Source organism: Hyunsoonleella sp. J2K-J805, from assembly GCF_057167125.1.
The window spans coordinates 3,147,860-3,161,133 of the sequence record NZ_CM169901.1 but is presented as its reverse complement, the minus strand read 5'-3'; the positions used below and the strand labels follow the sequence as shown (position 1 = coordinate 3,161,133).

At 34.3% G+C, this 13,274-nt stretch carries 13 protein-coding genes; 8 read left to right on the top strand and 5 right to left on the bottom strand.

Annotated features, from left to right (window positions below):
- Positions 1–71: 71 nt before the first annotated feature.
- Entirely contained in the window at positions 72–512 is a 441-nt protein-coding gene (locus tag AC1B0Z_RS13925; RefSeq protein WP_483792675.1) for a hypothetical protein, read from the bottom strand.
- A gap of 282 nt (positions 513–794) precedes the next feature.
- On the opposite strand from AC1B0Z_RS13925, the gene AC1B0Z_RS13920 reads away from it, so the two are divergent.
- From AC1B0Z_RS13920 to def, 6 genes are all read left to right on the top strand, one after another.
- A complete protein-coding gene (locus tag AC1B0Z_RS13920; RefSeq protein WP_045372438.1) occupies positions 795–1,823 on the top strand; it encodes a rod shape-determining protein in 1,029 nt (342 codons plus the stop codon).
- A gap of 183 nt (positions 1,824–2,006) precedes the next feature.
- Positions 2,007–2,825: a rod shape-determining protein MreC gene (mreC, locus tag AC1B0Z_RS13915; protein WP_483792673.1), complete on the top strand. Its 819-nt coding sequence runs from the start codon at positions 2,007–2,009 to the stop codon at positions 2,823–2,825.
- Positions 2,818–3,321, top strand: coding sequence for a rod shape-determining protein MreD (locus AC1B0Z_RS13910; protein ID WP_483792671.1), 504 nt, complete (start codon positions 2,818–2,820; stop codon positions 3,319–3,321). The genes mreC and AC1B0Z_RS13910 overlap by 8 nt, the downstream gene beginning before the upstream one ends.
- Positions 3,321–5,258, top strand: coding sequence for a penicillin-binding protein 2 (gene mrdA / locus AC1B0Z_RS13905; protein ID WP_483792670.1), 1,938 nt, complete (start codon positions 3,321–3,323; stop codon positions 5,256–5,258). The genes AC1B0Z_RS13910 and mrdA overlap by 1 nt, the downstream gene beginning before the upstream one ends.
- Entirely contained in the window at positions 5,258–6,535 is a 1,278-nt protein-coding gene (rodA, locus tag AC1B0Z_RS13900) for a rod shape-determining protein RodA (RefSeq protein ID WP_483792668.1), read from the top strand. Before mrdA ends, rodA begins: the two co-directional genes overlap by 1 nt.
- Before the next feature lie 31 nt (positions 6,536–6,566).
- Positions 6,567–7,202, top strand: a complete 636-nt coding sequence (gene def / locus AC1B0Z_RS13895) for a peptide deformylase (protein ID WP_483792666.1) — start codon at positions 6,567–6,569, stop codon at positions 7,200–7,202.
- Positions 7,203–7,205: 3 nt separating this feature from the next.
- Here the strand turns inward: def and gldC are convergent, their stop codons facing one another.
- Together gldC and gldB are read right to left on the bottom strand one after the other, a co-directional pair.
- Positions 7,206–7,538: a gliding motility protein GldC gene (gene gldC / locus AC1B0Z_RS13890; protein WP_483792664.1), complete on the bottom strand. Its 333-nt coding sequence runs from the start codon at positions 7,536–7,538 to the stop codon at positions 7,206–7,208.
- Positions 7,538–8,500 (bottom strand): gliding motility lipoprotein GldB, encoded by a 963-nt coding sequence (gene gldB / locus AC1B0Z_RS13885; protein ID WP_483792662.1) that lies wholly within the window; start codon positions 8,498–8,500, stop codon positions 7,538–7,540. The genes gldC and gldB overlap by 1 nt, the downstream gene beginning before the upstream one ends.
- A 90-nt stretch (positions 8,501–8,590) precedes the next feature.
- On the opposite strand from gldB, the gene nadE reads away from it, so the two are divergent.
- Positions 8,591–9,379 carry an NAD(+) synthase gene (gene nadE, locus AC1B0Z_RS13880; RefSeq protein ID WP_483792661.1) on the top strand — a complete coding sequence of 263 codons (789 nt, stop codon included), beginning with the start codon at positions 8,591–8,593 and terminating at the stop codon, positions 9,377–9,379.
- Positions 9,380–9,489: 110 nt separating this feature from the next.
- Positions 9,490–10,116: a response regulator gene (locus AC1B0Z_RS13875; RefSeq protein ID WP_483792659.1), complete on the top strand. Its 627-nt coding sequence runs from the start codon at positions 9,490–9,492 to the stop codon at positions 10,114–10,116.
- Here the strand turns inward: AC1B0Z_RS13875 and dnaG are convergent.
- The gene (dnaG, locus tag AC1B0Z_RS13870) at positions 10,111–12,069 is read right to left on the bottom strand and encodes a DNA primase (protein WP_483792658.1); all 1,959 of its coding nucleotides are present in this window, start codon (positions 12,067–12,069) and stop codon (positions 10,111–10,113) included. The genes AC1B0Z_RS13875 and dnaG overlap by 6 nt on opposite strands.
- Positions 12,070–12,177: 108 nt before the next feature.
- On the bottom strand, positions 12,178–13,272 hold the full coding sequence (locus AC1B0Z_RS13865) for an ABC transporter permease (protein ID WP_483792656.1): 1,095 nt from the start codon (positions 13,270–13,272) through the stop codon (positions 12,178–12,180).
- Positions 13,273–13,274: the final 2 nt, after the last annotated feature.

Below are 13,274 nucleotides of genomic sequence, written 5' to 3'. Positions count from 1 at the left end.
AAATATATTCAAAAAAATAACCATAAGTTTTTTACTTATGGTTATAATATTTAAAATTAAAAAATACTATTTTATCTTCCTCCAACTTCAGTTACAGTTCCTCTGGAAGACACAGGATCGCTATCCCATAAAAACGTTTCTATTTGCACTAAATCTGCTGGAGGATTTTCTACAATAAAATCTACACGATACGCACTAAACGTTTGGTAGCTTTGTTCTGGAGCATCGTAAATGATAAAGAAATCTAGTTGGGTTTCACCAGAATCTGAAATAACAGCTTCTTGATTTACTGCAGACAAACTTGGTGTTTCTGCTGAAGCAATAAATACTACTGCACTAACTTGTAAATCGCCTTCTGGACTATAACTCGCTTGCACCAGTGGTGTTAGAGGTTTTAAACTTGAAGAATTAAAGTTAAACGTAATTTCAGAATTTAAAGGTTGAATAAACACTTTACTTGGGTCAATTGCTTTTCCTGGTGGTGTTGTTACACTTAATGTGTTTGTACTCATAATTAATTGGGGTTTAGGTTAATAAATTTGAGGGGGTTTTTCTGTTTTTTTCGATTAAAAACATTCAATAGTATAAAAAATATCGACTAAATGCAAATTTATAGGATAAAATACTTATTTTGCGACAAAATTAAGATTGGTATAGCGAGTTTAAAATTATATTCTGAATGAATAGTTGCATAAAAATTATTTTTTAACTAACACTAATAAACATCTATTTTTTTCTTTAGTTTTATTACTTTTACTGCCATTCTATAATAACTTGATAAATAGCGTTAATACATGGGATTTTTTGACTTCCTAACCGAGGATATTGCAATAGATTTAGGTACTGCAAATACATTAATTATTCACAATGATAAAGTTGTTGTTGATGCACCTTCCATAGTGGCTCGTGACAGAGTTTCGGGTAAAATTATTGCTGTTGGGCAAGAAGCTAGTTTAATGCAAGGAAAAACCCATGAGAATATTAAAACCATTCGCCCATTAAAAGACGGTGTAATTGCAGACTTTGATGCATCTGAGCAAATGATAAGTATGTTTATTAAAAACATACCTGCCTTAAAAAAGAAGTTTTTTACGCCTGCATTAAGAATGGTGATTTGTATTCCATCTGGAATTACAGAAGTAGAAATGCGCGCTGTAAAAGAAAGTGCAGAACGTGTTAACGGGAAAGAAGTATACTTAATACACGAACCAATGGCTGCTGCTATTGGTATTGGTGTAGATATTATGCAACCTAAAGGAAATATGGTGGTAGATATAGGTGGCGGAACTACCGAAATCGCTGTGATTGCTTTGGGTGGAATTGTTTGTGACAAGTCCGTAAAAATTGCGGGTGACGTATTTACGAATGATATTGTGTATTATATGAGAACGCAGCACAACCTTTATGTTGGTGAACGTACTGCTGAGAAAATTAAAATACAAATTGGTGCTGCAACCGAAGATTTAGAGTTACCTCCAGAAGATATGAGCGTTCAAGGGCGTGATTTACTTACTGGAAAACCAAAACAGGTATCTATTTCTTTTAGAGAAATCGCAAAAGCATTGGATAAGTCCATTTTAAGAATAGAAGACGCAGTAATGGAAACTCTAGGGCAAACACCTCCAGAATTAGCTGCAGACATTTATAACACTGGAATTTACTTAGCTGGTGGAGGATCGATGTTACGAGGTTTAGACAAACGTTTATCACAAAAAACAGATTTACCTGTTTACATTGCTGAGGATCCTTTGCGTGCTGTGGTTAGAGGTACGGGTATCACACTTAAAAACTTACCTAAATACAAAAGTGTATTGATAAAATAGGGCATCAACAGGCCGAACACCTATTAAACCTCAAAATAATGCATATAAATTGTCTCTTTTTTGCTTATTCTTCGTTTAAAAATTTAACCGTAACTAAGGCTATGCTTAATTTTTTTGCCTCGACTAATCAAAAAATAACTCAATTTATTTATACATCATTCTGAAATTCAATAGGTATAACCCATGCAACAAATTATTAATTTTATAATAAGGAACAAAAACTTTTTGTTGTTCGTGTTGCTCTTTGGTATCGCTCTTATTTTCACAATTCAGTCGCATTCCTATCATAAAAGTAAGTTTGTTAATTCTGCTAATTTTTTAAGTGGGGGCGTGTATAATTCAGTAAATAATGTAAGTTCTTATTTTAATTTAAAAACTCAAAATGAATTATTGGCAGCCGAAAATAAACGGCTAAACGAACTACTATTTAATGCTAAATTTGATACAAATGCTATTGCAATAGATAGTGTAACTGGTTTAAATTACAAATGCACTACAGCCAATGTTATTCGTAATAGTTATAATCTGTCAGATAACTTTTTACTGATTAACAAAGGTCTTAACGACAGTATTCATCAAGATTTTGGTGTTATCTCTTCTTTAGGTTTGGTAGGCATTATAGATGATGTTTCAAATAATTACGCTACTGCGATTTCAATTTTAAATTCCAAAAGTAGTATTAGTGTAAAACTTAAAAAATCAGGGCACATTGGCTCATTAACCTGGAACGGAAATTCACCAAACATTATTCAGTTGACCGATGTAGAAAAAATTGCCCCAGTTTCGGAAGGTGATACCATTGTAACCTCAGGACAATCTTCCATTTTTCCAAAAAATATTCCTGTAGGTACAGTAATAAACTCAAAACTTGATGCCACCGAAAACTTCTATGAAATAGATGTAAAATTATTTAATGACATGACAAATCTTGAGCATGTTTATATTATAGAAAATACTGAAAAACAAGAAATTGAAACATTGCTAGAAAACACCAATGAATAGTATTATTACAGCACATAGCATTAGGTTTGTGTTACTTGTTTTATTTCAGGTGATATTGTTTAACCATATCAACTTTTTGGGTTATGTCAATCCATATATCTATGTTATTTTTATCATTTTCTTTCCAATAAAAAATAATCGATTATTATTTATTTTTCTAAGTTTTTTAATAGGACTCACAATTGATATGTTTTCAGATTCAGGAGGTATACACGCGGCAGCTTCCGTTTTTATTGCCTACGCCAGACCTGTGTTTTTAAAATTTGCATTTGGCACCATGTATGAGCACAACAACGTAAAGTTTAACAATACCGATTTTGGGGCAAAACTTGTTTACTTAGCCCTATTAACGGTATTACACCATATCATCTTATTTTCTCTGGAAATATTTAGCATTTCAAGAATACTAATGGTGTTTCAAAAAACGTTATTCTCAGGTATATTTACTATTTTAATGATTACATTGATTTCAATCATTTTTAGTCGAAAAAATTAATGAGGCAGTTTTTACTTTTCTTTTTAGTTATTTTATGTGGCTTTACCTTTATTGGAAGGTTGTTTTATCTTCAGATTTACAAAGGAGGGTCAAATAATTTATATGAAGATAATGCTATTAGAAAGGTTTGGAATTACCCCAAACGAGGTTTCGTGTACGACAGAAATGGGCTACTTTTAGTAGGTAACCAACCTTCGTACGATGTGATGGTAATTCCGCGTGAAGTAGGAGATTTTGATGTGAACGAATTTTGTAAGCTTTTGAAAATATCACGAGAGACCTATGATAAAAAGTTAGAGCGTGCCCGCAACTATTCGCCAAGATTAGCCTCTCCATTTGTTCCTCAACTCTCAAAGGAAGACTATGCTGTTCTGCAAGAAAAAATGCGGAAATTCGATGGGTTCTATATTCAAAAAAGACCTTTGAGAAAATACGAAACCACCATTGGCGCTAATGTTCTAGGCGATATAGGCGAGGTTAATAATAGAGACATTAAGAACGACCCTTACTATCAAATGGGTGACTTAAAAGGTAAAAATGGAATAGAGGCCTCTTATGAAAAAACGCTACGGGGCGTAAAGGGTATTAAATTTATTCAAAAAGATAGATTTAATAGAGATATTGGTCCGCATAAGAATGGAAAGTTTGATATTGTTCCAGAACAAGGTAAAGACATTACCATTACCATTGATGCCAATTTACAGGCCTATGGCGAATTACTTATGGAAAATAAGCGTGGTGGTGTTATAGCTATTGAGCCTGCCTCGGGGGAAATTTTGGCCATGGTTGCTGCACCTTCTTATAATCCAAACATTTTAGTAGGAAGAGAACGTTCTAAAAATTTCACAAGACTTTTAAGAGACACTATAGCTAAACCGCTTTTTAACAGAAGTATCCAAGGTGTTTATGAACCTGGATCACCTTTTAAATTGATGAATGCCTTAATAGCTTTACAAGAAGATGTAATTTCACCCGAAGAAAAGATAACCTGTTATGCTGGTTACAAATATGGCAATAGGTTTATGAAGTGCCATTGCTATCGTGGAAGACGTAATAACATGATTACCGGTATACAAGAATCATGTAATGCCTATTTTGCTACGACGTACAGACGAATTTTAGACAAAACCGGAAACACCTCTGAAGGTATTGACACATGGAGTAAACATGCACAAAGTTTCGGGCTTGGTAATTTTTTAAATAATGATTTATATGTAGGGCAAAAAGGGCGTATTCCTGATAGGGCTTACTACAAGCGCATTTATCCCAAAACATTTTATTCAACCTATACTATTTCAAACGCTATTGGACAAGGCGAAGTAGCTACCACCCCAATTCAGCTAGCTAATATGGTATGCGCCATTGCCAATAGAGGGCATTATTTTACGCCTCATGTTATAAAACATATTAAAGGTGAAACATTACCTGATAATTTTACCAAACCAAAATACACAACCATTGACGAGCAACATTATGAGCCTGTAATAGAAGGTATGCATGCCGTTTATAAAAATGGAACCGCTAAGTTCTTAAATGTAAAAGACATAGAAATCTGTGGAAAAACAGGAACAGTTGAAAATTTTATAAAAATTGATAGTGTAAGGACTCAACTTACGGATCATTCCATCTTTGTAGCCTTTGCACCCAAAGAAAATCCTAAGATTGCCATTGCCGTTTTTGTTGAAAATGGTTATTGGGGAAGCCGTTTTGCTGGAAAAGTAGCAAGTTTAATGATTGAAAAACACATTAAAGGTTATATAACCAGAAAAGATATGGAAGAATGGCTTTTAAAACACTCACTTGAAAATGAATATGCGAAACCCTACACAGGTGAACCTTTTCATATCAACGGCAAAACTCAATTACAGATTGTTGAGGAAACCGAATACTATCGCCTAAAACGGAAGTTAAATCAACTTAATACTTCCTCCAATTGATGGTAAGAGAAACTAACCGATACTTTAAATTTGATTGGGCAACTATCATACTTTTTTTGCTTTTGGTGGTTTTTGGTTGGCTTAACATTCTATCAGCATCCCATTCCGGGGCAGAGATTAACTATTTTGATTTCTCACAGCCCTTTGCTAAACAAATCGTTTTTATTTTCTTAACGCTTGTTCTCATTGTATTGCTACTCGCCATTGACGCAAAATTTTATGAACGTTTTTCTAGTATATTTTACATCCTATCCATGTTGTCTTTAGTTGGACTTTTTATTTTTGGAAAAAACGTAAACGGCGCTACATCTTGGTATGCTATTGGAAGTTTTACTATTCAACCCAGTGAATTCGCAAAAGCAGCTACAGCTCTAGCTGTGGCAAAATATATAAGTGATTTAAATACTGATATTAACACATTAAAAGATCAGCTCAGAACTTTTATAATCATACTAATTCCAGCACTTTTGGTTTTACTACAAAATGACACAGGAAGCACCGTAGTATATGGCGCATTCTTTTTTGTGTTATACCGTGAAGGCTTACCAAAAATCTATCTTATTATCGGCTTTTTAGTCGTTCTACTTTCAATACTTGCGCTAAAGTTTGGAGCTATTAGCACCACAATAGCGGCTGTTCTAGCTGTGATTTTACTTCATTTTTTTAGGAAGCGTAAATATCCTATTTTACAAAGTCTTTTTATTATTGTTGTAAGCGCCGCTTTAAGTTTTGGAGTTCAATTTTTTTATGAAAGCATCTTAAAACCGCATCAGCAAGATCGTATTAGTTTATGGCTAGGTTTAGAAAAAGATCCTGAAAAACTGGAGGAGATGAAACGTACATTTGCCTATAACCTTAACGAATCTGAAAAAGCAATTAGCTCAGGTGGTTTTACAGGCAGGGGGTTTATGGAAGGCACTCGTACCACTGGAAAATTTGTACCAGAACAACATACCGACTATATTTTTAGCACCGTTGGTGAAGAATGGGGCTTTCTAGGAACCACGCTAGTTGTCATTCTTTTTGTTTTGCTCATTTTAAGAATACTACACTTGGCTGAACTTCAAAAATCGCAATTCAGTCGTGCTTATGGATACGGCGTAGCGGCCATTATTTTTATGCATTTTATGATTAACATTGGTATGGTTATGGGTTTAATCCCTACTATTGGTATTCCACTGCCAATGTTTAGTTATGGCGGGTCAGGCTTATGGGCCTTTACCATTTTACTGTTTATTTTTATTAAATTAGATTCTAACCGCATCAACGAATGGTAGTGGGTAATTGGTGCTTGATTACTTCATTTTTATGAAAAACATCTTATTTCTAACTTTTGTTATGCTTTTGATTACTGGGTGTTCTGGCACAAAAAATTTAGGAGCGGATTTTTTTTCTAAAGAAGAAAAAAAACGCATTATGGATGCAGATAGCTTAAAACCTATGCGCGTTTATAAAATCACCAACAAAACTGATTCGCTTTTACTTAGGCAAAAAAGTACCTACATCAAACCTGACCCGAACAACAGTATTCTTCAAAATTTCGTAAAACGTTTATATACTACTGTGAGAGATAGCATGTCTTTAGGTGTGGGTATTGCAGCACCCCAAGTTGGTATTTTAAAAAACATTATTTGGGTACAACGTTTGGATAAAGACGGTTTACCCTTTGAAGTGTATCTTAATCCAATAATCACAGAATATTCCAAAGACAAACAAACCGTTAGTGAAGGCTGTTTGTCTATACCAGATAGAAGTGAAATTTTAAATAGCCGCTCAAAAGAAATAATTATTGAATATGATACTCTAGATGGTGTTCATCAATCTGAGACAGTGGAAGGTTTTACTTCCGTGATTTTTCAACATGAGATAGACCATCTCAATGGTATTTTATATTTAGACCATCTCCAGAAGGAAATAAATGATGCTAAAAAAGATGATAGCTAGCTATTACTTCAGCTCCAACTTCTCAGCAAAATAATCGCAAAAATCTTTCATAGTAGCAGTCATTTTTTCATCTTGAGTGGCGCGATGAAATGTATTGGCCATAGCAACAAGAGTTTGATGAAAAAATATTTTCATATCATCTACAGGCATATCCTTTGTCCATAAATCTATACGCAACATTTCTTTTGCTTTATCATCCCAAACAGATAGCATCATTGCTTTAGCCTCAGCGTTTGTGATACCGCCACCCTCAGCGGTCCATGATAATTTCTCTGGTATACGATTTTCATCAAGTTCTACATTCAACTCTATTTTAGATTGTATTTTTTCCGCCATTACTTACGAGGTTTAAACTTTGAATTATTAAAAATATCTTGTGTTTTGGTTTGTAACATTTCTTTTAAAGACACGTTATTATTTTTCATATATGCCCTTACAATCTGCCAACCTATATATTGCCCAATACGCCCAGGAGAGTTTGTATCTATGTCTTCCAAGAAAAATTTACTAAAAGGCGCTGGGTTGATAAACCTACTTGGTAGCTTGGTATCACTATTGTAAAGTAACGCGCGCTCAACAAAATAACGCCAAATGAAATGCTCGTTTGTTTGCGCCCAATCCAATTGTTCATCGGTGTAACCAATGCGTTGTGCTTCTGTTTTGTTTGGCAACATTACATCCTTAAAATAAAGTTGCTTTCCAAAATAGATCATTTCATCCAGTAGCGTTTTCCTTTGGGGCTGATAAATATAGTGTTCAGCATATGCTCCAGCCATGTCTACCACAATTTGCTCGCTCTCAAAATTGTGCCTTATAAATTTTTGAATACCTTCATAAAAAAAATGATCTTTTCCTAAATAGGTGTCAAGTGCTATCAACGCAATAGTATCTGTAATAATAACCTTGTTTCTATAATCTACATTTGAAGTTGTAGTAATTACACGAGGTGGGTTGAATTCTGGAAAATAGTACTTCAAATGATTGAATAACGTTTCAATTTCAATCTCATCATCATCAAACTTTTGAAATTTATTCCCTACTTCATGAACCAATTCTTGTTGAAGTGTATCCTTCATTTTAGCTATCCAAAACGAATCTTTGTACTTTTCAGGAAACATAAATGGATACGCCTGTTTTAACTTAGGTAAATCAGCCCCATTTGCATTTCCAAAAAATTGATCAAAACGCTCAACAGAAATATCAATGTTTATACTGGCTATTTCTCGTTCTACTTTGTTTTCGTCCTTACATGAAATCATGAAGACAGCTATCAAAAAAGCAAACAATATATTTTTCATGAAAATCTAAACGCTGTAAATTTTTATAAATTGAGAGTATAGGTTATTTTTGTTACAAAGGTACTATTCTCATATTTAATTTCCCTTGCTATGCAAACAGAAAAAGTTGTAAATCATATTGTAAACTGGTTAAAAAATTATGCTACAAACGCTGGTGTAAATGGCTTTGTGGTTGGTGTTTCAGGAGGTATTGATTCTGCCGTAACATCAACACTTGTTGCCAAAACTGGTTTAAAAGTTTTGTGTGTTGAAATGCCTATTCATCAAGCAGAAAGTCATGTGTCTCGTGCTCATGAGCATATCGCTCAGCTTAAAGAACGCTTTGACAATGTTGATGATACCCGTGCGGATTTAACCCCTGTTTTTGAAGAATTTAAAACTGAGGTACATTTAAACGGTGACCAAGCAACAGTTGATATGGCATTGGCTAATACCAGAGCGCGATTACGAATGACGACATTATATTATTATGCAGGTCTATACGGTATGCTTGTAGCTGGAACTGGTAATAAAGTTGAAGATTTTGGCGTTGGCTTTTACACAAAGTATGGTGATGGTGGTGTAGATTTGAGCCCGATTGCAGATTTATTGAAATCGGAGGTTTATCAACTTGGTGAATATTTAAAAGTTCCAGAATCCATTATGAATGCAGCCCCCAGTGATGGTCTTTTTGGAGACGCAAGAAGTGATGAAGACCAAATAGGCGCTTCTTATCCAGAGCTAGAATGGGCGATGAAAATGGATGATAACGGAAAAACGGAAAACGACTTTTCTGGAAGAGAAAAAGAGGTTTTTAAAATATACAAACGTTACAATAACAGCAACAAACATAAGATGATTCCTATTCCTATTTGCGAAATCCCCATTGATTTAATGTAAGTGTTGTAATATCTATAATTTTTTTAGTATTTTTGACCATTGGGTATATTCCCTGAGACACTATGATTCTCTCAACAAAAAAAAACGTCATAGTTATAAAACCCTAAAATATGATTAAATTATTGATAGCGGACCCTCATCCTATTATCAGAAAAGGACTTGAGCATTTGTTTTCCGCTTCTTCTGACATTAAAATTGTTGGAACTGTTGACAACGGCGAAGCCGTTTTAGAATTTCTGAAAAAGGAGCCAGTTGATGTACTGCTCTCCGAGATTGACTTACCAAAACTTAATGGATTGACGGTTTTAAGGCACTTAAAATCAGATTTTCCCGATGTTAAAGCATTAATGTTTAGCGCACAACCAGAAAATGTTTATGGTTTTAACTCTATCAAAGCTGGTGCTGCTGGTTACATTTCAAAAAATGAAAATGTAATTACCGTAAATGAAGCAGTAACAAAAGTGCATAATGGTGGTATTCATTTAAGTAATGAACTTACACAAGAACTTGCTTTTGGAACCAGAAATAATAAACAAGGTAGATTCTTTAAAAAACTATCCACTAGAGAAACAGAGGTTTTAAAACTTTTGGCTATCGGAAAGAAAAACAAAGAGGTTTCCAAAGAACTAAACATTAACGAAAAAACTGTGAGCACTTACAAAGCGCGCTTAATGAAAAAACTTAAAGTTGATAATTTAGTAGACTTAGTTAATCAAGCGAAGTTTTTGGACTTATAGCACGCGATTAAGTTTTCTAGACAACAACATTTTTAAGCTAGAATACTCTTTAACTTCTTCGAGCACAGATTTGTTTATTTCAGATTTGTGCTCTATCGTTTTTTGCTGAAACTCAACTACTTTCTGCTCAATTAAAAAGCAACGTAAACTTAAAATAGTTTCGGCTACCAATTGTGACACATTCTGTTCTTTTTCCTTAGGAAAAATGTTTTTACGATGCCAATCACTCAAACTATAGCGCTCATCTTCCATTAAAATGTTGGTAATTTCATTTGCCATATCAGCATCTACAGTATTGATAAACGTCTTTAATTCAAATTCTGGACTTTGGTTTAATTTGTCAATGATAGTGTAATACAAGTTTTTGAATTGTGGGTTTGAGAATTCCATTTCATCATCTTGCAGATCTAAATAAATTTTTTCGAAAACTTTTGCTTTTTGAATAATAGGTTCTAAAAGTAATTCTCCTTCCTCTGTTTCTTTAAGCACTAAATCCTCAAAATCTTCTATCCTATCACCATATAGCAACAGCACTTCTATTATTTTTCGCTCTAATATGTATTGAACATCAACCTTTTTTACAGGTTGCTCATGCCTAATAACCTCAAAACTTTTGCGCTCTTGCTGGTATTTTTTGTTCTCTTCTTTTAACTCTTTTTGATTGATTTGCGCCAAGGTAGTAAACAGTACCTCCTCGCTTATGTCCATAATGCGCGCACATTCTTGAACATAAACCTCCTTTTTTATCGTATCTGGGATTTTTGAAATACTATTTACAATATCCCTGATAGTTTCAGCCTTTTTTATAGGATCATTTTTAGAATCCTCATACAAAATTGAAGCCTTAAACTGAATGAAATCCTTAGCATTTTCCTCCAGATATAATGTCAGTTCCTCAAGTGTGTTTTGTTTCGCAAAACTATCAGGATCTTCGCCTTCAGGAAATGAACATACCTTTACGTTCATACCTTGTTCCAAAATCAAATCGATACCTCGCAGTGATGCTCGCATTCCTGCAGCATCCCCATCAAAAAGCACCGTAATGTTTTTGGTTAGACGATTTATTAATCGAATTTGTTCTGAAGTTAATGCAGTTCCAGAAGAGGACACCACATTTTTAATTCCTGTTTGATGAAACTGGATAACATCTGTATAGCCTTCAACCAAGTAACAATTGTCTTCTTTAGCAATACTTTGTTTAGCATCATAAATACCATAAAGCACTTTACTTTTGTGATAAACAAGACTCTCTGGAGAGTTAAGGTATTTGGCGGCTTTTTTGTCGTTCACTAAAATACGCCCTCCAAATCCCAATACGCGACCGCTCATACTTTTTATCGGAAAGATGACACGCCCTTTAAAACGATCAAATTGTTTTTCGCCTTTTACAATAGTAAGCCCTGTTTTTTCTAAAAATTCAAGTTGGTACCCTTTCTTTATTGCTTCGTCAGTAAAGGCTTGCCACTCATTTAAAGCGTAGCCTAAATCGAATTTCTTGATGGTTTCTTCCGTAAAACCCCGCTCTTTAAAATAGCTTAAACCAATGGATTTCCCTTGATCGGTTTTATGTAATATCTTTTGAAAATAGGTGTTTGCATACTCATTGACCAAATACAAGCTTTCCCGTTCATTGGCAGCTTCTTTTTGTTCATTGCTCTGCTCCGTTTCCTCTATTTCAATATTGTATTTTTTGGCAAGGTATTTTATAGCTTCGGGGTAGGTAAAATGCTCGTGCTCCATTAAAAAAGCAACAACATTCCCTCCTTTTCCAGTACTGAAATCTTTCCAAATTTGCTTTACTGGAGACACCATGAAACTTGGAGTACGCTCGTCACTAAAAGGACTTAAACCTTTATAGTTGCTCCCTGCTTTTTTTAATTGCACAAAATCTCCAATAACCTCTTCTACACGAGCGGTTTCAAATACTTGATCTATGGAATGTGCTGCAATCAAAACGTTAAATTAATTGGAAATGTAAATGTACTATAAACTATTGATTTTTGAAATTTGCCTTCATAAGAAAAAGCAAATCGTTTACACGTTGGAAACACGCCTTAATACTTACGCTTTTACATCTAGAGCGTCTCTCAATGCATTCCCAATAAGCATAAACGCCATTACTAATCCCATAATACAGAGCCCCGGTATCATAGCTAAATATGGCTTGCCAAGAATGATATAATTGTAATGATCTTTTATCATTGCCCCCCAACTTGCCATAGGTGGTTGAGCACCTATGCCTAAAAAGCTTAAACCACTTTCAATTAAAATAGCAGCCGCAAAATTCGCTGCTGAAATTACAATAATTGGTGCCATGATATTGGGGAGAATGTGCTTGGTAATCATTCTATAATCATTATAGCCCAAAGCCCTTGCGGCAGTTACATATTGCATTTCTTTTGTACTAATAATTTGTCCACGAACCACTCTAGCCACCTCTACCCACATGGTTAAGCCTACTGCTATAAACACTTGCCAAAATCCTTTTCCTAAGGCTAAAGTTATAGCTATTACCAATAATAATGTTGGAATAGACCATGTAACATTAATTATCCACATAATAATTGCGTCAACCTTTCCTCCAAAATATCCTGCCAAACTCCCCATAAAAACGCCTATAACAAGCGAAATAAATACAGCTACAAAACCTATAAAAAATGAAATTCTTGCACCTACCAAAATTCGACTTAGCAAATCACGTCCGTATTTATCGGTACCAAAAAGGAATGTTTTTTCTTTTATATAACTATTTACATCCAAACTTGAAAAACTTGATAACGGTAGTACTTTTTCAACGCCTTTCAAACCATCTGATGCATATTCAGTATATAACAAATTCTTGCCTACAATATCATATTCCGAAATAGGCACTTCGGTATCCGTATTCTTAACCCCAGAAAACAGTTTACTTAACGCATTTTGTTTGTTTTTAGCTTTAGAAGGTATTGTAAGCATTGTTACTTGAAATCCCGGTGATTTTGAGTGTATGGACAAATGCATTTGGTTGGCGTATTGCGAATTATCTGGGGCAACTGTATACGCAAAAATGGAAACCAATCCTACAAACACAATAAAATAGAAACTGAAAACGCCCCAAAAGTTCTTTTTAAACTTTTGGAGCGCCAATTGCCTCAGTGATTTTGATGTGTTACCCATTT